Annotated in this window: 22 protein-coding genes; 10 read left to right on the forward strand and 12 right to left on the reverse strand. The window is 59.6% G+C overall.

Annotated elements, in window-relative coordinates; translation table 11 throughout:
- Nucleotides 1–102: 102 nt before the first annotated feature.
- The gene (locus ACA061_RS16120) at nt 103–561 is read left to right on the forward strand and encodes an REP-associated tyrosine transposase (RefSeq protein ID WP_497299610.1); all 459 of its coding nucleotides are present in this window, start codon (nt 103–105) and stop codon (nt 559–561) included.
- Nucleotides 562–716: 155 nt separating this feature from the next.
- Here ACA061_RS16120 and ACA061_RS16125 read toward each other — a convergent pair whose 3' ends face one another.
- Entirely contained in the window at nt 717–1,469 is a 753-nt protein-coding gene (locus tag ACA061_RS16125; protein ID WP_497299611.1) for a tellurite resistance TerB family protein, read from the reverse strand.
- A gap of 259 nt (nt 1,470–1,728) precedes the next feature.
- On the opposite strand from ACA061_RS16125, the gene pcsA reads away from it, so the two are divergent.
- On the forward strand, nt 1,729–2,451 hold the full coding sequence (gene pcsA, locus ACA061_RS16130) for a phosphatidylcholine synthase (RefSeq protein WP_497299612.1): 723 nt from the start codon (nt 1,729–1,731) through the stop codon (nt 2,449–2,451).
- Between the two features lie 150 nt (nt 2,452–2,601).
- Here pcsA and ACA061_RS16135 read toward each other — a convergent pair whose 3' ends face one another.
- The 3 genes from ACA061_RS16135 to ACA061_RS16145 form a co-directional block, all read right to left on the reverse strand.
- Nucleotides 2,602–3,414, reverse strand: a complete 813-nt coding sequence (locus ACA061_RS16135; protein ID WP_497299613.1) for a class I SAM-dependent methyltransferase — start codon at nt 3,412–3,414, stop codon at nt 2,602–2,604.
- A gap of 164 nt (nt 3,415–3,578) precedes the next feature.
- Nucleotides 3,579–4,790 (reverse strand): cytochrome c biogenesis protein DipZ, encoded by a 1,212-nt coding sequence (locus tag ACA061_RS16140; RefSeq protein ID WP_497299614.1) that lies wholly within the window; start codon nt 4,788–4,790, stop codon nt 3,579–3,581.
- Nucleotides 4,791–4,862: 72 nt separating this feature from the next.
- A complete protein-coding gene (locus ACA061_RS16145) occupies nt 4,863–5,126 on the reverse strand; it encodes a DUF2790 domain-containing protein (RefSeq protein WP_042559815.1) in 264 nt (87 codons plus the stop codon).
- 296 nt (nt 5,127–5,422) lie between these two features.
- Here ACA061_RS16145 and ACA061_RS16150 point away from each other — a divergent pair, with 296 nt between their 5' ends.
- Together ACA061_RS16150 and ACA061_RS16155 are read left to right on the forward strand one after the other, a co-directional pair.
- Nucleotides 5,423–6,163 (forward strand): response regulator, encoded by a 741-nt coding sequence (locus tag ACA061_RS16150; protein WP_150615256.1) that lies wholly within the window; start codon nt 5,423–5,425, stop codon nt 6,161–6,163.
- A complete protein-coding gene (locus tag ACA061_RS16155) occupies nt 6,160–7,461 on the forward strand; it encodes an ATP-binding protein (protein WP_497299615.1) in 1,302 nt (433 codons plus the stop codon). The genes ACA061_RS16150 and ACA061_RS16155 overlap by 4 nt, the downstream gene beginning before the upstream one ends.
- 534 nt (nt 7,462–7,995) lie before the next feature.
- Here ACA061_RS16155 and ACA061_RS16160 read toward each other — a convergent pair.
- Together ACA061_RS16160 and ACA061_RS16165 are read right to left on the reverse strand one after the other, a co-directional pair.
- A complete protein-coding gene (locus ACA061_RS16160) occupies nt 7,996–8,745 on the reverse strand; it encodes an HvfC family RiPP maturation protein (RefSeq protein WP_497299616.1) in 750 nt (249 codons plus the stop codon).
- Complete coding sequence (locus tag ACA061_RS16165; RefSeq protein ID WP_497299617.1) at nt 8,738–9,577, reverse strand: HvfB family MNIO-type RiPP peptide maturase; 840 nt, start codon at nt 9,575–9,577, stop codon at nt 8,738–8,740. Before ACA061_RS16165 ends, ACA061_RS16160 begins: the two co-directional genes overlap by 8 nt.
- 423 nt (nt 9,578–10,000) lie before the next feature.
- Between ACA061_RS16165 and ACA061_RS16170 the strand changes: the two genes are divergently transcribed.
- Both ACA061_RS16170 and ACA061_RS16175 read left to right on the forward strand, forming a co-directional pair.
- On the forward strand, nt 10,001–11,047 hold the full coding sequence (locus ACA061_RS16170) for a class I SAM-dependent methyltransferase (protein ID WP_497301948.1): 1,047 nt from the start codon (nt 10,001–10,003) through the stop codon (nt 11,045–11,047).
- An 87-nt stretch (nt 11,048–11,134) separates the two neighbouring features.
- Nucleotides 11,135–11,986 carry an NAD-dependent protein deacetylase gene (locus ACA061_RS16175; RefSeq protein ID WP_150604209.1) on the forward strand — a complete coding sequence of 284 codons (852 nt, stop codon included), beginning with the start codon at nt 11,135–11,137 and terminating at the stop codon, nt 11,984–11,986.
- Nucleotides 11,987–12,080: 94 nt separating this feature from the next.
- On the opposite strand, the gene ACA061_RS16180 is transcribed toward ACA061_RS16175, so the two are convergent.
- The 3 genes from ACA061_RS16180 to ACA061_RS16190 all read right to left on the reverse strand — a co-directional run bounded on the left by ACA061_RS16180 (nt 12,081) and on the right by ACA061_RS16190 (nt 14,839).
- On the reverse strand, nt 12,081–12,776 hold the full coding sequence (locus ACA061_RS16180) for a hypothetical protein (RefSeq protein WP_497299618.1): 696 nt from the start codon (nt 12,774–12,776) through the stop codon (nt 12,081–12,083).
- A gap of 263 nt (nt 12,777–13,039) precedes the next feature.
- Nucleotides 13,040–13,426 carry a c-type cytochrome gene (locus ACA061_RS16185; protein WP_497299619.1) on the reverse strand — a complete coding sequence of 129 codons (387 nt, stop codon included), beginning with the start codon at nt 13,424–13,426 and terminating at the stop codon, nt 13,040–13,042.
- A gap of 81 nt (nt 13,427–13,507) precedes the next feature.
- Entirely contained in the window at nt 13,508–14,839 is a 1,332-nt protein-coding gene (locus tag ACA061_RS16190; RefSeq protein WP_497299620.1) for an aminotransferase-like domain-containing protein, read from the reverse strand.
- Nucleotides 14,840–14,928: 89 nt separating this feature from the next.
- Between ACA061_RS16190 and ACA061_RS16195 the strand changes: the two genes are divergently transcribed.
- A complete protein-coding gene (locus tag ACA061_RS16195) occupies nt 14,929–15,822 on the forward strand; it encodes a DMT family transporter (protein ID WP_497299621.1) in 894 nt (297 codons plus the stop codon).
- Between the two features lie 3 nt (nt 15,823–15,825).
- Here ACA061_RS16195 and ACA061_RS16200 read toward each other — a convergent pair whose 3' ends face one another.
- Complete coding sequence (locus tag ACA061_RS16200; protein ID WP_497299622.1) at nt 15,826–16,641, reverse strand: cupin domain-containing protein; 816 nt, start codon at nt 16,639–16,641, stop codon at nt 15,826–15,828.
- A gap of 132 nt (nt 16,642–16,773) precedes the next feature.
- On the opposite strand from ACA061_RS16200, the gene ACA061_RS16205 reads away from it, so the two are divergent.
- Nucleotides 16,774–17,286 carry a carboxymuconolactone decarboxylase family protein gene (locus ACA061_RS16205; protein WP_497299623.1) on the forward strand — a complete coding sequence of 171 codons (513 nt, stop codon included), beginning with the start codon at nt 16,774–16,776 and terminating at the stop codon, nt 17,284–17,286.
- 637 nt (nt 17,287–17,923) lie between these two features.
- On the opposite strand, the gene ACA061_RS16210 is transcribed toward ACA061_RS16205, so the two are convergent.
- The gene (locus ACA061_RS16210) at nt 17,924–19,369 is read right to left on the reverse strand and encodes a SulP family inorganic anion transporter (RefSeq protein WP_150615247.1); all 1,446 of its coding nucleotides are present in this window, start codon (nt 19,367–19,369) and stop codon (nt 17,924–17,926) included.
- A gap of 173 nt (nt 19,370–19,542) precedes the next feature.
- Here ACA061_RS16210 and ACA061_RS16215 point away from each other — a divergent pair, with 173 nt between their 5' ends.
- Nucleotides 19,543–19,836 carry a DUF7693 family protein gene (locus ACA061_RS16215; protein WP_150615246.1) on the forward strand — a complete coding sequence of 98 codons (294 nt, stop codon included), beginning with the start codon at nt 19,543–19,545 and terminating at the stop codon, nt 19,834–19,836.
- A 111-nt stretch (nt 19,837–19,947) separates the two neighbouring features.
- A complete protein-coding gene (locus ACA061_RS16220) occupies nt 19,948–20,493 on the forward strand; it encodes a hypothetical protein (RefSeq protein ID WP_150615245.1) in 546 nt (181 codons plus the stop codon).
- 41 nt (nt 20,494–20,534) lie between these two features.
- Here the strand turns inward: ACA061_RS16220 and ACA061_RS16225 are convergent, their stop codons facing one another.
- The gene (locus ACA061_RS16225; protein WP_497299624.1) at nt 20,535–21,170 is read right to left on the reverse strand and encodes a hypothetical protein; all 636 of its coding nucleotides are present in this window, start codon (nt 21,168–21,170) and stop codon (nt 20,535–20,537) included.
- Nucleotides 21,171–21,250 lie beyond the last annotated feature (80 nt).

Below are 21,250 nucleotides of genomic sequence, written 5' to 3' on the forward strand. Positions count from 1 at the left end.
TTCGGCAGCTCCTACAGAGTTACATGGTGCAACGGTTCGAAATCACGGAGGGCTGGGCCTCGGCTAACGTTGAGGGACTTGAAAGCAATGGAGGGCAATGGAATGCCTGTAGCTGCAAAAGCGTGTGGCTTGCGCAAGGGGCGGTGTAGCGAGATGGGGCGTGTTTATCTGCTGACTGCGGTTGTGTATGAGCGGCGGCCGGTATTTTCAGATTGGCGCGTGGGGCGGTCGTTGGTTGAGCAGATGCGCGCTGCTGATGAGGAAGGAATGGTTCAGTCGCTTGCCTGGGTGGTGATGCCGGATCATATGCATTGGCTGGTAGAACTGAGGCGCGGTTCGTTGGCTGAGTTGATGCGCCGCGTCAAATCGAGGAGCTGCCGGGCGATCAATCTGAAGTGCGGGAGTCAGGGGCGGTTGTGGCAGCGGGGTTATTACGATCGGGCATTACGCAAGGAGGACGACCTGAAAGCGGCTGCACGCTACATCGTCATGAACCCATTGCGGGCCGGATTGGTTCAGCGGTTGGGGGATTATCCACTTTGGGATGCGATCTGGCTTTAAGATCAAAAGATCGCAGCCTTCGGCAGCTCCTACAGGGGATTGGGGATTTCCTGCTTGGGGTGCTGTCTGGTTTTAAGGTCGAAAGATCGCAGCCTTCGGCAGCTCCTACACGACGATCCCCTGTAGGAGCTGCCGAAGGCTGCGATCTTTTGATGTTATGCCGTGCCGTTGGCCTGTTGCTCCAGATGCACCTGCAACTCGGGCTCAATCCCCAGCGCCGCCGCCAGCTCGTCCAGATAAGTGCGTTCGGCATCTTGCTGGTCGTCCACCAGCAGGATGCTGGCCAGGTACATTTCGGCCGCCACCGCCGGGTCGTCGTTTGCGGCTTGTGCGACTTCGGCGGCATTGAGCGGCTTGGCGACTTCGGCGTCCAGCCATTGCTGTAGTTGCGGATCATCGGTGTGTTTGCCGATTTCACTGCTTATAAGATGTTTTTCCGTTTCGTCGATGCGCCCGTCCGCCTTGGCCGCAGCGATCAAGGCGCGCAACACCGCGTGGCTGTGCTCTTCGATTTCCGGGCCGGCGAGCAGATTGGCCGTCTGCGGCGTTTGTTGCGGTGCCGTGCTGGCCTGATTGCTTTGCCAGGCTTGATACGCCTGCCAGGCCATCATCCCCAGTGATGCCAGCGCCGCATAATTAGTGCCGCCGGAACGGCTTTGCGTGCCGCTACCCAGTGCGCCGCCCAACCCACCGCCACCGCCGCCGAGCAGCCCGCCGAGCAAACCACCCAACCCGCCAAGCCCGCCAACCGCGGCGCCGCCACGTGTACCTGTGGAATTTGCGCCACCGAGCAAGCCACCCAGCAAACCACCGAGGCCGCCCAAACCGCCACCGGCCGCCGCACCACTTTGTTGACCCGCCGCGCCCTGGCCCCGCAGCAGTTGTTCAAGCAAATCGCTGGTGTTCATGACGTCATCCTCAAGCATTGAGATTTACTGCGTCTGGCAACGATAGACCGCTGCGGGCGTTGCGCCAGCACCGTTTGGCCGATGCCGAAGCCGCTGAATTATTTCGCTCGCGTATTTTTTCGATGGACAGCTAAGATTCAGGGTAGGTGAACCTTATCCCGGCCCGACCGGTCGATAGCTGCAACCCGACCCGGTTTGCCGGCGCCCTTGCTGTCCAAGGGTGATACCCGGCTTGCTTTAATTTCTGGAGAACGCCCCCGTGATATCCACCGTCCACATAGCCAGGCTAAAGGCCTGGGGCGCCCATGGTTTTACCGCGACCGGCGTGGTCACTGCATTTCTGGCCACCCTCGCCCTGCTGGAAAACCAGCCCACCCACTGCCTGATGTGGCTGGGGGTGGCGCTGATCGTCGATGGCCTTGACGGCGCACTGGCGCGCAAGGTCAATGTGCAGTCGGTGCTGCCGAGTTTCGACGGCTCGGTCCTTGATCTGGTGATCGATTACCTGACTTACGTGTTCATTCCGGCACTGTTCATCTATCGCTACATTCCGCTGCCGGATTACACACTGTTGCTGACGGTGTCGCTGATTCTGGTGTCGTCACTGTTCTGTTTCTGCAACGTCAACATGAAGAGCAAGGACAACTACTTCGTCGGCTTCCCTGCTGCGTGGAACGTGGTCGCACTGTGCCTCTACATCATCGGCCCTGGGCCATGGATTACCTTTCTGACTGTCATCGGCCTGGCGCTGCTGACCGTGACACGGATGAAGTTCCTGCATCCGTTTCGCGTGCGCCGGTTCATGCCGATCAACATTGCCGTAACGGCGATATGGCTGTTGTGCAGTCTGTCGCTGGTGCTCAACCATCCGGTGATCAACCCGATGGTGATGGGTTTGTGGTTGCTGATGTCGGCTTACTTTCTGGGGATCTGCATCTGGCGTACGGCGCTGGAGTGGTTTGATCGGTCGCAGGTGAAGTAAACCCCGACAATCCCAATACGAAACCCTGTGGGAGCTGGCTTGCCAGCGATGGCGCAGTGTCAGTCAACAGAGTTGTTTACCGGTTGACCGCTATCGCTGGCAAGCCAGCTCCCACAAGGATCTGCGCTGAGCTGAAGGATCAGATTCCGCTCAGCGCTTGTTGATCACCACCTCAAGATACTCACTCGGCACCACCAGTGAGTCTTCCCCCGCGCGGTTCAACCGGTTGAGCAAATCCGCCAGATCACTTTCCAGCGCCTGACCGCTTTCCGGTGGCAGCGCGGCGAAAGCCTTGTGCACCGGCCCGTACCAGTGCCGAAAGATGTCGATGAAATGCTCTGCCGAGCGATAACGGAAATTGAATTCGCGCCGCGTTACCTGCACGACAAAATCCTGATCATCGAAATGTTTGTGCAGCCACGCCTCCGTGCCCCAGTTCGACGGCGGCTGTGCGCCGGCCGGCGGTGGCAGATGCCGGCCGAGGGTCTTGAACATTTGCCCGACAAAACCTTCCGGCGTCCAGTTGGCCAGACCGATCCGCCCACCACGCTGGCAGACCCGTGCCAACTCGGCAGCGGCCTTGTCCTGATCCGGCGCAAACATCACCCCGAACGTCGACAGCACCGCCGCAAAACTGCCATCGGCGAACGGCAAGGCTTCGGCGTCGGCGACTTGAAACGTCACGTCCAGATGTTCGGCGCGGGCGCGATCCTGGCCGCGCTCCAGAAGTGCCGCGACGTAATCGGTCGAGGTGACCAGACAACCGCGCCGCGCCGCCGCCAGCGTCGCATTGCCGTTGCCGGCAGCCACATCCAGCACGTCTTCATCGCAACGCAGGTCGCAGGCTTCGGCGAGGTTTTCGCCGACAATTTGTAGTGTGGTGCCGATCACGGCGTAATCGCCGCTGGCCCAGGCAACTTTCTGGCGTTCCTTCAAGGCAGTGAGATCAATCGGGGTACTCATAACTACGAGCTCCGTTGTTTTTAAAGGGCAGCGCCGAGGGCCCTGCTCAGCCACTATCGCGCCGAGTCAGGCCAGCGTCCCTGCCGGTCGTCTGGAGGCCTCGAAAACAGCCGTTTTGCCGATAAGTGGTGGCGATCTGTAAAGCGTCTGCAACAGATCAGGCATCAGGCAGCCGGGGCCTTGGCCTCTTCCAGCAACTGCTTGATCATCTGCTCCTGTGCTTCGTAGCGACCTTCGCCGAAGTGGCTGTAACGCATCTGCCCCTTGGCGTCGATCAGGTAATGCGCCGGCCAGTACTGATTGTTGAAGGCGCGCCAGATCGCATAGTTGTTGTCGATGGCCACTGGATAAGTGATGCCGAGTTTCTCCACTTGGTCCCGAACATTGTCGATGATCCGCTCGTAGCCGTATTCCGGAGTGTGTACGCCAATCACCACCAGGCCATCCTTCTCGTACTTCTTCGCCCAGTCTTTGACGTACGGCAGGGTGCGCTGGCAGTTGATGCAGTCGTAAGTCCAGAAATCCACCAGCACGACTTTGCCACGCAGGGATTCGGCGCTCAGCTGCGGTGAATTGAGCCATTGCACGGCACCGGACAGCGACGGCATCGCGCCTTTACTCTCGTCCATCATCGAATCTGCGCGAACTTTGCTGACGAGGAAGTCGACCACTTTCGGCACGTTCTCCAGCACGTTTCTCTCGACGCTGGTGACGCCTTCGGACGACGTGCCGGCCAGCAAGGTTTTATCGGCGCCAGTGGAAATCACTGCCACAGCGGCAAGCACTGCGACACCTGCGCCGCGACGAAACCACCCGGTGAACGGAATCGAGGGTTTCAAGCGATTGACCAAGCCGCGACCGGCGAAGATCAACGTCCCCAGCGACAGCGCACTGCCCGCGCCGTAGGCCAGCAGCAACAGGCTGGTCTGGGCGTTGGCGCCCTGCAGCATGGCGCCAGTGAGGATCACGCCGAGGATCGGCCCGGCGCAGGGTGCCCAGAGCAATCCGGTGGCCACGCCGATCATCACCGACCCCATGGGCCCGGCCTTCTTGCTGGCGTCCGGGTCGAGGCGGTTGCCGAGCAACACAAACGGTCGCGCCAGCCAGTCACCCACGCGCGCCGAGATCAGCGACAGCGCAAACAGCGCCATGACGATCAAGGCGATGTGGCGGCCGGTGTTGCTGGCCTGAATCACCCACTCACTGCTGACCACGGCCAGGCTGGAGATCAGGGCGAAGGTCAGGGTCATGCCGCCGAGGGTCAGCAGGACCGAGGAACGTTTACGGTCGGCGTTGGCAAACAGGAACGGCACCACCGGCAAGATGCAGGGGCTGAGCACGGTCAACAAACCGCCGAGGAACGCGATCAAGTACATAAAATCACCTTGGGTTGGCGGGGAGGAACCGAGAGACGTTGTTCATAGGTTCTGCCTGTAAAAACGTGATATTCAGTTGCCGTCGTTGCAACCGTCAGCGAATTTGCTGTAATCGAGTACGCGGGTTTTGCCGGCCGAATCCAGATAGGTCATGCGCGCATCGACAATCCCGCAGGTCACCGAGTTGTCCTGGGTCAGCGAAATGACCTTCTGGATATCCAGGTGGGTGCCGTAGTTGTAAGTTTGCGCGGTGACTTCGGCTTCGGCGCGGGCCGACAGGGTGCAGATGTTCAGAGCGGCAAACAGGCAGGCGGCGATAACGGACGAGTTTTTCATGGCGTGTTCCTCATGGCTGCAAAGGGTTTGAGCCGAGGCGTCATGGAGTGCCTCGATGGAGCCTATTTGAGGCTCACGAGGTATCGCGCATGTGTCGGAAAATGGCGGCTAACCCTCGCTGTGTATCTGCGCCGCCTGGGGATACACAGCGATACAAAACCCTGAAAAATCGCTTTTTTGCGTCTGCGTGTATCGCTTGTAACGCCAGATACACTGCAATACAAAGGCAGGCAGGCGAGCACCCGAAGGCTCGATAGACTGCGTGACAATCCCCCTTTTGCCAGAGGCCAGGCCCCATGGAACATGTCGATCACATTCTCATCGTCGACGACGACCGCGAGATCCGCGAGCTGGTCGGCAACTACTTGAAGAAAAACGGCTTGCGCACCACCGTCGTCGCCGATGGCCGGCAGATGCGCAACTTTCTCGAAACCAACACGGTCGACCTGATCGTGCTCGACATCATGATGCCCGGCGACGATGGACTGCAGTTGTGCCGCGAATTGCGCGTGGGCAAGCACAAGGCGACGCCGGTGTTGATGCTCACCGCACGCAACGATGAAACCGATCGCATCATCGGTCTGGAAATGGGCGCGGACGACTACCTGACCAAACCCTTCGCCGCCCGCGAACTGCTGGCGCGGATCAACGCCGTACTGCGCCGCACGCGCATGCTGCCGCCGAATCTGGTGGTCACCGAGGCCGGTCGCCTGCTGGCGTTCGGTCGCTGGCAACTGGACACCTCGGCCCGGCACCTGCTGGACAAGGACGGCACCATGGTGGCGCTCAGTGGCGCCGAATATCGCTTGCTGCGGGTATTTCTCGACCATCCGCAACGGGTACTCAGCCGCGATCAATTGCTCAATCTGACCCAGGGCCGCGACGCGGATCTGTTCGACCGTTCCATCGATTTGCTGGTCAGCCGTTTGCGCCAGCGCCTGCTCGATGACGCCCGTGAGCCGGCCTACATCAAGACCGTGCGCAGCGAAGGTTACGTGTTCTCGCTGCCGGTCGAGTTACTCGGTGCCCCGGCATGACCCTTAACCTGCACTGGCCGCGCACGCTGGCGTCGCGCTTGTCGCTGATTTTTCTGATCGGGCTGATTCTCGCCCAGGCGCTGTCGTTCGGTGCGCAGTATTACGAGCGTTATGAGAGCGCGAAAAGCACCATGCTCGGCAATCTGCAAACCGACGTCTCGACCTCGATTGCGATTCTTGATCGCCTGCCGGCCGAGGAGCGTCCGGCCTGGCTCGAGCGCCTGGCGCGGAACAATTACGGCTATCTGCTGAGCGAAGGCGACGGCGGTATGCCGATCAAGTCCGCCGACGTGCCCATTGCGGTCACCTCGATCACGGAGGTCCTGGGCGATAAATACCCCCTGACCTTCACCGATATTCCCGGCCCGAAAAAGCATTTTCAGGGTCACCTGCGCCTGAGCGACGGCAGCCCGGTGACCATCGACGTGCGCCCCGCGATGACGCCACTGTCGCCATGGTTGCCAGTGGTGCTGCTCGGGCAACTGGCGCTGATGATCGCCTGCACCTGGCTGGCCGTGCGCATCGCCATCCGGCCCTTGACGCGGCTGGCCAACGCCGTGGAAACCCTTGATCCCAACGCGCACCCGATTCAACTGGACGAGAAAGGTCCGAACGAAGTGGTCTACGCCGCCCGCGCCTTCAACACGATGCAGGCGCGGATTGCCACCTATCTCAAGGAACGCATGCAACTGCTGGCCGCGATCTCCCATGACCTGCAAACCCCGATCACGCGGATGAAACTGCGGGCCGAGTTCATGGACGATTCAGCAGAGAAGGAAAAACTGTGCAACGACCTCGGCGAAATGGAACATCTGGTACGCGAAGGTGTGGCCTACGCCCGTAGCATCCATGGCTCGACCGAAGAAAGTCGGCGCACCAACATGGATTCGTTCCTCGAAAGCCTGGTGTTCGACTATCAGGACATGGGCAAAGAGGTGCAGCTTGTCGGCAAGAGTGAGGTGGTCGTCGACACCCGTCCGCACGCGTTGCGCCGGGTGTTGGTGAACCTGACCGACAACGCCTTGAAATTCGCTGGCGCGGCCGAAGTGTGGGTCGAAGCGAACAAGGGAAGGCTGTCGATCACCGTCATGGATCGCGGCCCTGGCATCGCCGAAGCGGAACTGGCGCAAGTAATGGAGCCATTCTACCGCGTGGAAAACTCGCGCAATCGCAGCACTGGCGGCACAGGTCTGGGCCTTGCCATCGCCCACCAATTGGCGATAGCCCTCGGCGGCTCGCTGACCTTAAGCAACCGCGAGGGCGGCGGGTTGTGTGCTGAACTCAAGCTGCCACTCTAAACCCGCCCACCACAAATCCCCTGTAGGAGCTGCGGCACGCTGCGATCTTTTGATGTTGCTTTTAAAGATCAGAATCAAAAGATCGCAGCCTCGTTTCACTCGACAGCTCCTACAGGTGTTTGTGTTGGACCAAGGCCTTGTGAGCGACGTTGAAACCTGTAGGAGCTGCGGCACGCTGCGATCTTTTGATGTTGTTTTTAAGATCAGAATCAAAAGATCGCAGCCTCGTTTCACTCGACAGCTCCTACAGGTGTTTGTGTTGGACCAAGGCCTTGTTAGCGACGTTGAAACCTGTAGGAGCTGCGGCACGCTGCGATCTTTTGATGTTGTTTTTAAAGATCAAAATCAAAAGATCGCAGCCTCGTTTCACTCGACAGCTCCTACAGGTGTTTGTGTTGGACCAAAGCCTTGAGCGACGTTGAAACCTGTAGGAGCTGCGGCACGCTGCGATCTTTTGATGTTGCTTTTAAAGATCAGAATCAAAAGATCGCAGCCTCGTTTCACTCGACAGCTCCTACAGGGGGTTTGATGTGTTCAAGTAATACCGATTACGCCGTCTTCATGCATTTGCTGCAACAACGCCAATCCACTGGCCATGAACGACTCGTCTGCGAATTGCCCGGCCTCCTGCGCCAGGCCTTGCAACTGCTCACGCCCGGTCAATGACGGCAACTCGCCGATGCGCTGCAGCAACCGCCACGCCAACGGGCTCAATTGCGAAAACTTCACGCTGAAATCCGCCTCCCGCCGTACCAGTAACAGCGTCGGATGCGCCGGGGCGGTTGAGGGCTGATAATCCGGGCCAAGCCGCTGCACCGGCCACGTGTAAGCCAAAGGCCAGGCCAGCGCCGAGAGCCGCAATGGCCGTTCCAGCAACAAGCCTTTATCCGTCGCAGGCAAGGGATCGGCGTCGGATTGCTGCAAGACCATCTCCATCCATTCGTAATGCGCCAGCTCCAGCAAAAACGCGGGCCACGGCCCCTCGCTCAATACCGCAGGCTGCGTGGCGACATAGTCGAGGAACGCCTCGGCGATCTCAGCGAACTTCGGCGTTTGCGCGCGGTAATCGCGCAAAAACCCACGAATCAGCGTTTGCCAGCGTCGATCGCCGATGATCCGGATCAGTACAGGAAAAGTCCCACTCAATAATTGCGAGAGATTGTTGAACACCAAGTCGCGGTACACATTGACCCGCGCGGTATTCATTTCAGCAGGAGGCACGTGGTTGTCGGGATCACGCAGATAACCCGTCAGCGCCCGTTGTTGCCGTTCAAGGCTATCCACGCTGAGCTCCTTCGCCTTGCAGACGGCGAATGGTCTGTAGCTCGGCGACCAGTTCGGCAAATGCCGGGAAATTGAAATCACGCTCCAGCAGTGTCGGCTGCGCGCCGAACCGTGCGTAGGCTTCGGCCAGCAACGACCACACTTGCGGTTTCACCGAGGCACCATGGGTGTCGATCTTGAGGCTGTCGGACTCATCGAAATGCCCGGCCACGTGCATCCCGACCACCCTGCCCGGCTCGATCCGCGCCAGAAAATCCTGTGGATCAAAACCGTGGTTGATGGCATTGACGTAGACATTGTTGACGTCCAGCAGCAGGTCGCAATCCGCCTCGCGCAACACCGCGTTGGTGAAGGTCACTTCGTCCATGTCCTGACGCGGAGCGGCATAGTAGGAGACGTTTTCCACGGCCAGGCGGCGACCGAGAATGTCCTGGGACTGGCGGATACGCGCGGCGACGTGGCGCACCGCTTCCTCGGTGAACGGCAAGGGCAATAGATCGTAGAGATGGCCGTCGTCGCTGCAATAACTCAGGTGTTCGCTGTAATGCTCAACACGGTGATGATCAAGAAAACCCCGCACTTCCTGCAGAAAACCGCAGTCAAGTGGCGCCGTGCCGCCGAGCGACAACGACAAACCGTGACAGGACAACGGATAACGCTCGGCCAGTTCGCGTAACGCCGCGCCATGGACGCCGCCGACGCCGATCCAGTTTTCCGGGGCGACTTCCAGAAAGTCGAAATCGCCGGCGGGGGCTGCTTGCAGATCTTTCAACAGACCACGGCGCAGACCCAGCCCTACGCTGGGTTGCCTTGATACATGAGGGGTTTGCATGGTGGCTGACCTCGGTGGTTGACCCACTCAGTTGAGCCGGTGGCTGTATCGGCACTGTGTTCAACCCTCCCGATATTTGCAGCCTCCTGTATCCCCCAGCCCCTCAGATACAAAGTAATACCCACCCTCTCGCATCAACACAGATCCCCTGTAGGAGCTGTCGAGTGGAACGAGGCTGCGATCTTTTGATCCTGATCTTATAAACAACATCAAAAGATCGCAGCGTGCCGCAGCTCCTACAGGAATTTCAGTGATTACAAATACGGCGTGCGTCCCATTCCAGGGCTAGACTCATTCATGACCCAGTCGAGGGGGCCGCAGGACTTTTGCCGTGACCTGCCTGTTTCCATGACCACCGCCCGGTGGCGCATGCCTCGACGCTCAACGCCGCCGGACTGTGATCCTGTTTCAGGAGCACACATGATGGACGAGGCCCGACTCAACGAATTCATGGGCAAACTGGTCAACGACATGGGCGGCGCGGCAATGCTGGCCAATGTCATCGTCGGCGAGGAACTCGGGCTGTACCGGGCGATGGCCGACAGTCAGCCGATCAGCCCCGAAGCCCTCGCGGCAAAAACCACCTGCAACCCGCGCCTGGTGCGCGAATGGCTCAGCGCTCACGCCGCCTCCGGCTACATGGAGCACCACGACGGGCAGTTTCGCCTGCCAGAAGAACAGGCCATGGCGCTGGCCGTCGAGGACTCGCCGGTTTACGTCGCCGGCGGTCTGGGAGTGGTGGCGTCGTTTTTCCACGACAAGGACAAACTGGTCAAAGCCATGCGCGGCAACGGCGCCCTGCCCTGGGGCGATCACCATCCGTGCATGTTCACCGGCACCGAACGGTTTTTCCGCCACGGCTACAAAGGCCACCTGATCGCCGAATGGCTGCCGGCATTGAACGGTGTCGTGGCCAAACTCGAAAACGGCGCGAAAGTCGCCGACATCGGCTGCGGCCACGGCGCCTCGACCGTGATCATGGCCCAGGCGTATCCCAACTCGCGTTTCGTTGGCTACGACTTCCACGCACCCTCGATCACCGTCGCTACCCAGCGCGCCGAGGAAGGTGGGGTCAGCAGTCGGGCGACTTTCTTCCAGGGCTCTGCGAAAAACTACCCCGGCAATGACTATGACCTGATCTGCTATTTCGATTGCCTGCACGACATGGGCGACCCGGTCGGCGCGGCGCGCCACGCCTACGATTCGCTTAAAGACGACGGCACGGTGTTGCTGGTCGAGCCGTTCGCCAACGATACGCTGGACGACAACATCAACCCGGTGGGACGGCTTTTCTACGCGGCATCCACGTTCATTTGCACGCCCAACTCGCTGTCCCAGGAAGTCGGCCTGGGCCTTGGTGCGCAGGCCGGTGAAATGCGCTTGCGCAAAGTGTTTACCGAGGCCGGATTCAAGCAGTTCCGGCGAGCGACGCAGACGCCGTTCAACCTGATTCTGGAGGCTCGCAAATAACCGCGATTCTGTGGCGAGGGAGCTCTCTCCCTCTCCACGGATGTCAGTGCTAACCTGCATGGCACTCATCGCTAATGGATGCCAGCCATGCTCGACAGCCCGATCCGCGAATACCTCGACACGCTGCAACAGGCGATGATTGATGGCGACTTTCTGGTGCTCACCGGAGCCGGCATCAGCACCCCCTCGGGCATCCCCGACTACCGCGACAGCGACGGCGTGCGACGTGGCCGGCAACCGATGATGTATCAGGAGTTCCTCGGCGCCCCCGAATCACGCCGCCGCTATTGGGCACGGGCGATGCTTGGCTGGCCTCGGGTGCGTCAAGCGCAACCGAATGCAGCGCATGAGGCGCTGGCCAGTTTGCAGCGTCATGGCAGGATCAGCGGCCTGATCACGCAGAACGTCGACACCTTGCACGATCAGGCCGGCAGTCATGATGTGATCGAACTGCACGGCAGCTTGCACCGCGTGCTGTGTCTGGATTGTGGTCAGCGCAGCGAGCGCGATTCGATTCAGCAACTGATGGAACAGCAGAATCCGTATCTGGCCGGCGTCGATGCAGTGCAGGCGCCAGACGGCGACACCCTGCTCGACCCGGCGTTTGAAGCACGCTTTCAGGTACCGCACTGCCCGTTTTGTGCGGGCGAGCGGATGAAGCCGGACGTGGTGTTTTTCGGCGAAAACGTCGCGCAGCACACGGCGGCTCGGGCCATGGATGCAGCGCAGACTGCCGCGGGAATGCTGGTGGTAGGGTCTTCATTGATGGCCTATTCGGCGTTTCGCCTGTGCCGGGTGATCGCCGATCGCGGCAAGCCGTTGATTGCGATCAATCTGGGCAAGACACGGGCGGATGATTTGCTGGATTTGAAGATTGAGGGGGATTGCGAACAACTGCTGCCCTTGCTGACACAACACCTGACGACTGAACCCCGGTAGGTGTTGATGCAGGTCGCGGGTCCGTCAATTGCCGAGGTGACAAGCACATTGCGACAAGCCTTCAACCCAGACAACCCTTGAAAGTCGTCGCTTGCTACTGTTTCAAATCATCGACCAGTTTGTTCATGACCAAGTCAGACACATGGGTAAATGCCTTTCGCAACGTCTCGGGATCGGTGGCGTATTGCTCAGGCGTATAGGCGATTGTGTTGGCGTCATTGAACACAGTCACCGTCTCGAAATTTCGCCACACCGCCGAGCCGTTGCGTTTGATTGAAGCCGTAGCGCCGATAACCGGATACAGCACGGTGCTGTAATTCTTCAGGCACAGCCCCCATTGCGATACCAGAATTTCGATCTCGGCGTCGGCTGCTTCGCCTTCCCCTGCCAAGGTAAATAGGCGTTCCTGTTCTATCCGCTTGGCAAAACTTTGCCGGATCAACTTGCTCAGGTCGATATCGTTGTTTCTCATATTGATCAGGATGGCCCGAGAAATATCCCCGGTCGCCACATCAGCCACTTGCGTCCCGGCGACGGCGCCGACGCCTGTCAGGGCCGTTGTCCCCACTGCCGACGCACCGGACGCCATGCCGGTCGCGGCCCCGACCCCGGCACCGAGCCCCGCTCCCCATGCCTGAGTCATGCTGGTGTACTTGAAGTTATCGACGGCAACATAAACCGGAAGCACTTTCAGAGTCTTGATCTGTTGCCGGTCTTCATTGCTCAGATCCTTGGTCACACAGCCAGAGAGCAATGCCAGTGCACAAACAATACCGACGAGAGTCTTCATGTCATTCCATTTATCAGGGCTTGGGTGGCAAGCATATCGCCCGAACAATCCGATTCTTGAATCTCCATGGACTCTACAGCCGGCGACTGCGCAACGTGCAAGCACTAAGATCTGAGCGGGTTGACCACACAGGCCATCAACCAAATCCCACTGTAGGAGCTGCCGCAGGCTGCGATCTTTTGATCTTGATTGTAAAAAACAAAGCCAAAAGATCGCAGCCTTCGGCAGCTCCTACAGGGGGATTGTGGATGTCAGCTGGATTTTTACTCGGGGAAGGTCTGCAGGTACGCCAGCAAATTCTCAAGCTTCTCCTCATCACTCAGCCCCCAGAAAATCATCCGTGTACCCGACACCACGCCTTTCGGATCTTTCAGATAAGCCTTCAGCGTTTCGTGGTCCCAGGTCACGCCTGAGTTTTTCATCGCATCGGAATACACATAGTTCGCCGACGTCCCGGCCCGGCGGCCGATGATGCCGTTGAGTTCCGGGCCGAAACCCGGGCGGGCGGATTCGCCGACTTGATGGCAGCCGCCGCACAGGCGCGGGAAGATTTTTGCGCCGGCCTCGGGGTCGCCTGCTGCGTGGGCCGGTGCGCTGAGCAGGCCAGCGGTGAGGATCAAGGCGAGGGACAGTGAAGCGGGGTTTTTCATCGGACGATCCAAAGCAATTTGATGCGATTGCGCCAAGGCTAACATTTTGTGGCTCGGGATTTTGCTCCCTCGCCAAAGGTTCTACAGGTAAGCGCCGACGACTTTTCTGACGGTGATCAACGCTTGGCGCAACACGTTCATATCCACCGAACCCAATGCCAACCGAATCGCATGCGGTGTATGCGTCGCCACCGAAAACGGTTCGGCGCTGGTGACCGAAATCTGTTCGTGCATCAACTCCATGACAATCCGATCGGCGCGCACATCTTCCGGCAGCGGCAACCACAAGAAATACGAGGATGGATGGCCAATGTAAGGCAGCCCTTCGAGCAGCTCGGCGGCCAGTGCCTGACGAGCCTTGGCGTCGTTGCGCTTTTGTTCTTCAAGCAAAGTGACGGTGCCGTCGTCGAGCCAGGCGCAAGCAATGGCGGTCATCACGCCGGGAGTGTTCCAGGTGGTGGCGCGGATAATTCGCTCCAGCGCCGGCACTTTGGCCACAGGCGCAGCGATGAAACCGACGCGCAAACCGGTGGCGATATTCTTGGAAAGTCCCGACACATAAACCGTGCGCTCCGGCGCCATGTCAACCAGCGCTGGCGGTGGGTTTTCGACCAGAAAGGCGTAGGCCGCGTCTTCAATGATCGTCAGATCATGCTGACGGGCAATCGATATCAACTGCTCACGTTGCTCAGTCGGCATCACCCAGCCCAGCGGATTGTGCAGAGTCGGCATGCTGTACACGGCGCGCACCGAGCGGCTGCGACAGAGTTTATCCAGCGCCGCCAGATCCGGTCCGTGGTCACCGATCGGGATCGCCACCACTTCCAGATGCAGCGCTTCGGCCAGCACCTTGAACCCAGAATAGGTCAGCGCATCTGCCGCGATCACATCGCCCGGTTTGAGCAGCGCCATCAGCGTCACCGCCAGCCCTTGCTGGGCGCCATTGACGATCAGCACTTGCTCGGCCTCGACGCTCACCCCGCGACTCAGCAGATGCCGCGCAACCGATGCGCGCTCATGTTGGCGGCCAGCGTGTGGTTGATAACGAAGCAGTGCTTCGAGGTCACCGGACAACGCCAATTGACGCAACGCCGTGCGTAAAAGGTCAGCCTGACCGGGCAATGACGGGTAGTTGAAATTGAGGTCGATCATGCCGACCGCGACATCCTTCTGATCGATGCCCTGCCCCGGCGACAACGAGGTTTCCCGCACAAAGGTGCCGCGCCCGGTTTCGCCACTGACCAGGCCCATCGCCTCCAGCTCGGCGTACACCCGCGAGGCCGTGACCAGCGCCAGCCCTTCGCTCATGGCCAGTTGCCGGTGGGTCGGCAGTCGTGTGCCGGGCGCCAAACGTCCCGAGCGGATGTCTGCCGCATAGGTATCAACAAGGTTCTTGTAGCGGGAACGTGGCATGTCGGGATGTATCCATGACAATTTTTTGATTGTCCTGATTCTCACTCCTAGGATTCGCCTGACGCAACCCCACTTCTGAGCGACCTCGTATGGAACGGACTTCAAACCTGGCTAACCCGACAATGGAAAAAACCAGCGGCTGGATCAACGGTTTTATCGGCGTGGTGATCTTCAGCGGCTCGCTGCCGGCCACGCGCCTGGCGGTGCTGGAGTTCGACCCGGTGTTTCTTACCGTGGCGCGGGCGGCCATCGCGGGAGCATTAGCGATGGGTCTGCTGTGGCTTTTTCGCGAGCGCCGTCCGGCGCGCAGTCAGTGGTTCTCGCTGTTCATTGTCGCGATGGGCGTGGTGCTGGGTTTCCCGCTGCTGACCGCGTTGGCGTTGCAGCACGTGACGTCAGCGCATTCGATTGTTTTCGTAGGATTGCTGCCACTGGCCACGGCGATTTTCGGCGTGCTGCGCGGCGGTGAGCGTCCGCGCTCGGTGTTCTGGTTTTTCTCGATTCTGGGCAGCGCTCTGGTGGTTGGATTCGCGCTATCCCAGGGACTGACCGCTTCGCCCACCGGTGATTTGCTGATGCTCGCGGCGATCCTGGCCTGCGGCCTCGGTTACGCCGAAGGCGCCATGCTGTCGCGCACCCTTGGCGGCTGGCAGGTGATCTGCTGGGCGCTGGTGTTGTCCCTGCCACTGATGGCGGTGCTGAGTCTGTGGCTGGCGCCCGCCTCGTTCAGCAACATCAGCCTGTCGGCATGGCTGTGCCTGGCCTATGTCTCGCTGTTCAGCATGTTGATCGGATTCGTGTTCTGGTATCGCGGACTGGCGCAGGGCGGGATCGCGGCGGTTGGGCAGTTGCAGTTGCTGCAACCGTTTTTCGGCCTGGCGCTGGCGGCGACGTTGCTGCATGAACAAGTCAGCATCGGCATGCTTGCGGTGACATTGGGAGTGATTTTGTGTGTCGCCGGGGCGAAGAAATTCGCCAAATAACGCTCAGATCCCGGCCTTCCACTCCCGAGGACTGAGGCCGGTTTTGCGGCGAAACGCGCGGGCCAGCGCCGAAGGACTTTCGTAGCCGACCTCTTCGGCGATCAACGCAATCGGCCGGCCTTCGCGCAGACGTTTCTGCGCCAGACTGACCCGCCAACTCAGCAGATAATCGCCCGGTGTCTGCCCGACAACGCGGTGAAACTGCTCGGCAAATCCTGCGCGAGACAGGTTGGCAGCCGCCGCCAGATCGGCCACGCTCCATGGCTTTTCGGGCTGTTCATGCATCAGGTTCAAAGCGCGTGACAGGCGCGGATCGGCCAGCCCGGCCATCATTCCAGGTGCTTGATCACGACTATTGATGAGGTGGCGCAACAGCAGAATCACCAACAATTCGAACAACCGATCCATCACCGCCACACGTCCGCAATGGCCTTCGAAGGCTTCCTTGAACAGCCATTCCAGGGTGCTGGCCAATTCTGGAATCTCGGTGAGTTCGAGCACCAGATAATCCGGCAGCGCCGCCGCCAATGCATTGCCCGAACCGCCGTCAAACGTCAGCGTTGCGCAGACCAGTTTCGTCTCCATGGACGCGTCCGCAACCATGCGGTGGGCAAAGGGGCCGGGAAAGAAAATCAGCGACGGCTGATCGAGGCGGATCTCACGTTCATTGCCAGGGTTGAGCAGCAACTCACCCGCCTGCAACAGATGCACGTACCCACTCGGTTCACCCTCATGAACACCGACGCCGCAAAAGTCGCCGCTGTGAAACGTACCGGCATGCACAGCGAAATGGCTAAGCAACGTGGAAAGGCGATCCATGGGCGACTCCCGAGCGAATATCTGGACGATCTGCCGCATATCCTCGACGATTTGACGCCAAAGCACCACTTGCGCTGATTAACATCACCTCCATCGCCGGGGCAATTCGCACCGGATCTTCGGAGAATCACCATGAGCCGCATCAATGCCATCAGCCTGGAATCTGCCACCGACACCACCCGCCCGGTACTGGAAGGCGTGAAAAAGAAAATCGGCTTCCTGCCCAATCTTTTCACCACCCTGGCCAAGGCGCCGGTAGCGCTTGAGACCTACGTACAAGCCTCGGCAATCCTCGGTAAAACCTCATTGAGCGCCAAGGAGAAAGAAGCGGTTTATCTGGCAACCTCGCAGGTCAACGGTTGCGATTATTGCCTGGCGGCGCACACCCTGTTTGCCGGCAAGGCCGGGCTGTCGGCGCAGGACATCGTCGCAGCACGTGAGGGCGAACTCAACGCCTACGCCGCCCTCGCCCAGCAACTCACGCAAAGCCGCGGCCACTTGAGCGACGAACAAATCACCGCCGCCCGCGCTGCCGGAATCGACGACGTAAAAATCATTGAAGTGATCGCACTGGTCGCCGTGCAAACGCTGACCAACTACCTGAACAACGTGGCGCTGACCGATATCGATTTCCCGGCGATCTAAACCTGGCCACACACAAAACCCTGTGAGAGCTGGCTTGCCAGCGATGGCGGTGGATCAGTCGACATCAATATTGACTGTGCCGACCTCATCGCTGGCAAGCCAGCTCCCACAGGGTATCGCGCGTTGGCCGCTAGCTTGAGTCGGGCACAGTCAAATGTGGGAGTGAGCCTGCTCGCGATAGCGTTGGATCAGTCGACATCAATATTGACTGTGCCGGCCTCATCGCTGGCAAGCCAGCTCCCACAGGGTTTTGTGTGTGGGCCGCGAGTTTGAGTCGATCAGAGTCAAATGTGGGAGTAAGCCTGCTTTTCGCTCTTAACCACTCAACACAATGAGCGTTAGCTCGAGTGCAGCTTTTGATCTCGAAGGCCCGTCGGCAGGCTGAGTGGAGGGATTGATCCGGGGGTGGGAGCGCAGCGACCGTTCGACGGAGTCGAACACACCGAGAGGAGGTGCAGCGAAGCAAACCGGAGGCGATGCGCCCGGATCGATCACGGAGCGAAGGAACCCGAGCCACAGCGAGGGCCGTACGTCAGGGTAAAGCCTTTTGGGTTACCTTTTCGGCGTTTGGAAAAGGTGACCCGCCGTAAGGGCGGAACCCCAATCAGCCCCACCCGCAGCAACGGATATGCCCCCCTCAATCGTGATCAACGCCACCGCGCTTAAGCAACTTCTTACAGCGCTCCGACAAATGAAACACCCGCAAATGCTTGCCCGCCTTCGCATAGCGCTCGCGCAGGGTCTTCAGGGCAGCAATGGCCGAATAATCAACAAAACTCAAATGCTGACAATCGAGCGTTACGAGCGCCGGGTCATTGGCCGGGTCAAACCGATTGAGGAACGGCGTGGTCGAAGCGAAAAACAGCGTCCCGTGTAGTCGGTAAAGTTTGCTGCCGTCAGCTTCCAGATGCTCATCGGCATACAACTCGCGAGCCTGCTGCCAGGCAAAATTCAGCGCAGCGATGATGATGCCGCACAACACGGCCGTGGCCAGATCGGTGAACACGGTGATAGTGGTCACGGCGATGATCACCAACACATCGTTGAGCGGCACTTTGTTCACCACCCGCAACGACGCCCAGGCAAATGTCTGCTGCGACACCACGAACATCACGCCGACCAGCGCCGCCAGCGGAATACGCTCGATCAGTGGCGACAGAAACAGGATAAACAACAGAATCAACACGCCAGCGACGATGCCCGACAAACGTCCGCGACCACCGGAGCTAAGGTTGATCACGGTCTGGCCGATCATCGCGCAACCGCCCATACCGCCGAACGCGCCCGAGACCATGTTCGCCGCGCCAAGCGCCACGCACTCGCGATCCGGGTAGCCACGGGTTTCAGTGATCTCGTCGGTAAGATTCAGCGTCAGCAGGGTTTCCAGCAAACCGACCAGCGCCATCAGAATCGCGTACGGCGCGATGATGCCCAGGGTTTGCAGGTTCCACGGAATGTCCGGCAAGGCGAAAGTCGGCAGGCCACCGGCAATGTGCGCCATGTCGCCGAGGGTGCGGGTCGGCAGGCCGAACAGATAAACCAGCAGGCCCACGCCAAGAATCGCCACCAGCGCCGGCGGCACCGCGCGGGTCAGGCGCGGCAGGATGTAGACAATGGCCATGGTCAGCGCCACCAGCCCGGTCATCAGGTACAGCGGCGTACCGCTGAGCCAGTCTTCACCGCTTTTGAAATGTTCCAGTTGCGCCAGCGCAATGATGATCGCCAGGCCGTTGACGAAGCCGAGCATCACCGGGTGCGGCACCATGCGCACCAGTTTGCCCAGGCGCAGCAGCCCGAACGCCATCATGATCAAACCGCCCAGCAACACGGTCGCCAGTAGATATTGCACACCGTGCTGCACCACCAGCGCCACAATCACCACCGCCATCGACCCCGCCGCACCGGAGACCATCCCCGGGCGACCGCCGAACAATGCCGTCAGCGTACAAATGATGAAAGCGCCATAAAGGCCCATCAGCGGATTGAGGTGAGCCACCAGCGCGAAAGCAATGCATTCGGGCAACAGGGCAAACGAGGTAGTGAGTCCGGCCAGGACATCGGCGCGCAGACGTATCGGTTTCATGGCTTACCTGACTGAGCGGCCGCCGGGCACGGCCGCGGGTTTGCTGAAAAAAGTGCAGCGGATAAAGAGGGTTGCGGATATTACGGAAATGTCCGGCATCGAGCCAGCAATACGCTGACACATGGCGGCTCACGCCTTATGCTGGCGCGTTCCTGTACGCATCGAGTCCAAGCATGTCTGCATTTCTGACCGCCCGTGAGGTTTGCCAGCGACTGCGCGAGGCTGCGCTGGGCGTACTGGCGTTCAGCTGCGAGGCACGCACCGAGGCCGGACTGGTCACGGTCGATATCGACGGCTGGCGCCTGGTGCTGGATTTTGAAGGCGAACGGTTGCATCACTGTGAATACGCCCGCAACGGCGATGGAGATGAAGGTGCGCTCGATAGCTGGCAGCGCTTCGGCACCGATCCGGTGAGTCTGCTCAGTACCTGGGAATTGGCGCAGATCGAGAAATTGCTTATGGCGTGACGCTGATACGCAGCGATGAACGGTGTTTTCAGCCCCTCTCACGAACTGGTTGCTCAATGATGGCACTCTGCCCATAATTCGCGCCCTCATATTTCCACGCAAGGAACTGCTGTGAAGAAGTCGCTGTTGTTGATCCCGATGTTGGCGCTGTTGCTGCAAGGCTGTGGCATGACCATGCTGCGTTACGAGCCGAGCTATGAAAACGTCCAGAAGCTCAAGCAAACCCCGCCGTTGCACGCGATCAGCAATCCCCAAGTCACTGCCCAAACCGGTGAAGGCTCGCTGATGGTACGCGCCAACCCGATCCGCTCGCCGTCCGGCAGCATCCCGGCGCACATCCAGGACGCGATCACCGAAGAACTGCGCAAGGCCGGCCTGCTCGATCCGCAGGCTCAGCGTCAGTTGAAAGTGCTGGTGGTGAAGAACCAGATGACCGCCGGCATGGGTACTGGCGACGGTCATCTTGCTGCGCGTTTCACCCTGCTCAACGGCAACGACGTGGTGTACGACGCGACCAAGACTGTCAGCAGCCAGTGGGCCAGCAGCTTCTTCGGTTTCATTGCGATCCCGAACGCGGTCAATGCTTACAACCCAATGTTGCGTGACTTGCTGAAGGAACTGTACAGCGATCCGCAGTTCATCCAGGCGTTGAAGTAACCGTTAAAAAAAGAGCCGCAATTGCGGCTCTTTTTTTGGCTTCAGGCCCGCGGGATGCGGGTTTCAAGTGCCGAGTATTTCAGGCTGTTGCTCTCGACCACTTGCTTGAGCAGCGCGTTGACCTGACGGGTGAACGTATCGGTCACCGCCTTATTGGTCGTATTGCCCATCAGCGGGATAAACCAGATGCCAATCCAGGTGCCGACCGCATCGTGATTGCTCGCAGTCGTCAGCGCCTGACCTTGTCCATCCACGGCTTCCAGGCTCATGGTGTACTGATCGGTGCCGTAAGCCGGGATCACCATCATGCTGAAACCGCTGATGTACGCCAGCGCCATCGAGCCTGCACCAGGCGGATGGTTGTAGACCTTCAGGCGCAGATTGTAATCACCCGGCTGCTTCTGGAATTCGTCCAGGGTGACACGGCCAAACAAGCCGGAATCGGTGAGGATTTTCTGCAGTTGCGGCTTGAGTTGATCGCGCCCCTGCGGCACTTCTACAGCGGAAGCGCTTTTTGGCTCGCCCACGTAGAAGTCGAAATCGACATAAACGTTTGGCTTGTTGGCGTAGTTGGCCATCGACGGCATTGTCACCGGCGCCACTTCGTCTTTGGTGAAACTGGCACAGCCGCCCAGCGTGAGTACCAGGCCCAGTGCCAGAATTTTCCCGAATTGCATGATGTCCGTCCCTTTGTGAACAGTGCCAAATGATGGCAATGCGCCTCCATCACGGAAGCCGGGCGGATTCTAGAGAGAGT

It is taken from the genome of Pseudomonas sp. LBUM1668, from assembly GCF_059695715.1.

What these genes read in the sequence shown, in the direction of transcription:
- ACA061_RS16185 (WP_497299619.1), bottom strand. Translation starts at nt 13,426, where the DNA reads ATGAAAAACCCCGCTTCACTGTCCCTCGCCTTGATCCTCACCGCTGGC.
- ACA061_RS16180 (WP_497299618.1), bottom strand. Translation starts at nt 12,776, where the DNA reads ATGAAGACTCTCGTCGGTATTGTTTGTGCACTGGCATTGCTCTCTGGC.
- ACA061_RS16175 (WP_150604209.1), top strand. Translation starts at nt 11,135, where the DNA reads ATGCTCGACAGCCCGATCCGCGAATACCTCGACACGCTGCAACAGGCG.
- ACA061_RS16135 (WP_497299613.1), bottom strand. Translation starts at nt 3,414, where the DNA reads ATGAGTACCCCGATTGATCTCACTGCCTTGAAGGAACGCCAGAAAGTT.
- ACA061_RS16210 (WP_150615247.1), bottom strand. Translation starts at nt 19,369, where the DNA reads ATGAAACCGATACGTCTGCGCGCCGATGTCCTGGCCGGACTCACTACC.
- ACA061_RS16120 (WP_497299610.1), top strand. Translation starts at nt 103, where the DNA reads ATGCCTGTAGCTGCAAAAGCGTGTGGCTTGCGCAAGGGGCGGTGTAGC.
- ACA061_RS16225 (WP_497299624.1), bottom strand. Translation starts at nt 21,170, where the DNA reads ATGCAATTCGGGAAAATTCTGGCACTGGGCCTGGTACTCACGCTGGGC.
- ACA061_RS16165 (WP_497299617.1), bottom strand. Translation starts at nt 9,577, where the DNA reads ATGCAAACCCCTCATGTATCAAGGCAACCCAGCGTAGGGCTGGGTCTG.
- ACA061_RS16150 (WP_150615256.1), top strand. Translation starts at nt 5,423, where the DNA reads ATGGAACATGTCGATCACATTCTCATCGTCGACGACGACCGCGAGATC.
- ACA061_RS16170 (WP_497301948.1), top strand. Translation starts at nt 10,001, where the DNA reads ATGGACGAGGCCCGACTCAACGAATTCATGGGCAAACTGGTCAACGAC.
- ACA061_RS16195 (WP_497299621.1), top strand. Translation starts at nt 14,929, where the DNA reads ATGGAACGGACTTCAAACCTGGCTAACCCGACAATGGAAAAAACCAGC.
- ACA061_RS16145 (WP_042559815.1), bottom strand. Translation starts at nt 5,126, where the DNA reads ATGAAAAACTCGTCCGTTATCGCCGCCTGCCTGTTTGCCGCTCTGAAC.
- ACA061_RS16200 (WP_497299622.1), bottom strand. Translation starts at nt 16,641, where the DNA reads ATGGATCGCCTTTCCACGTTGCTTAGCCATTTCGCTGTGCATGCCGGT.
- ACA061_RS16190 (WP_497299620.1), bottom strand. Translation starts at nt 14,839, where the DNA reads ATGCCACGTTCCCGCTACAAGAACCTTGTTGATACCTATGCGGCAGAC.
- ACA061_RS16125 (WP_497299611.1), bottom strand. Translation starts at nt 1,469, where the DNA reads ATGAACACCAGCGATTTGCTTGAACAACTGCTGCGGGGCCAGGGCGCG.
- ACA061_RS16205 (WP_497299623.1), top strand. Translation starts at nt 16,774, where the DNA reads ATGAGCCGCATCAATGCCATCAGCCTGGAATCTGCCACCGACACCACC.
- ACA061_RS16155 (WP_497299615.1), top strand. Translation starts at nt 6,160, where the DNA reads ATGACCCTTAACCTGCACTGGCCGCGCACGCTGGCGTCGCGCTTGTCG.
- ACA061_RS16140 (WP_497299614.1), bottom strand. Translation starts at nt 4,790, where the DNA reads ATGTACTTGATCGCGTTCCTCGGCGGTTTGTTGACCGTGCTCAGCCCC.
- ACA061_RS16215 (WP_150615246.1), top strand. Translation starts at nt 19,543, where the DNA reads ATGTCTGCATTTCTGACCGCCCGTGAGGTTTGCCAGCGACTGCGCGAG.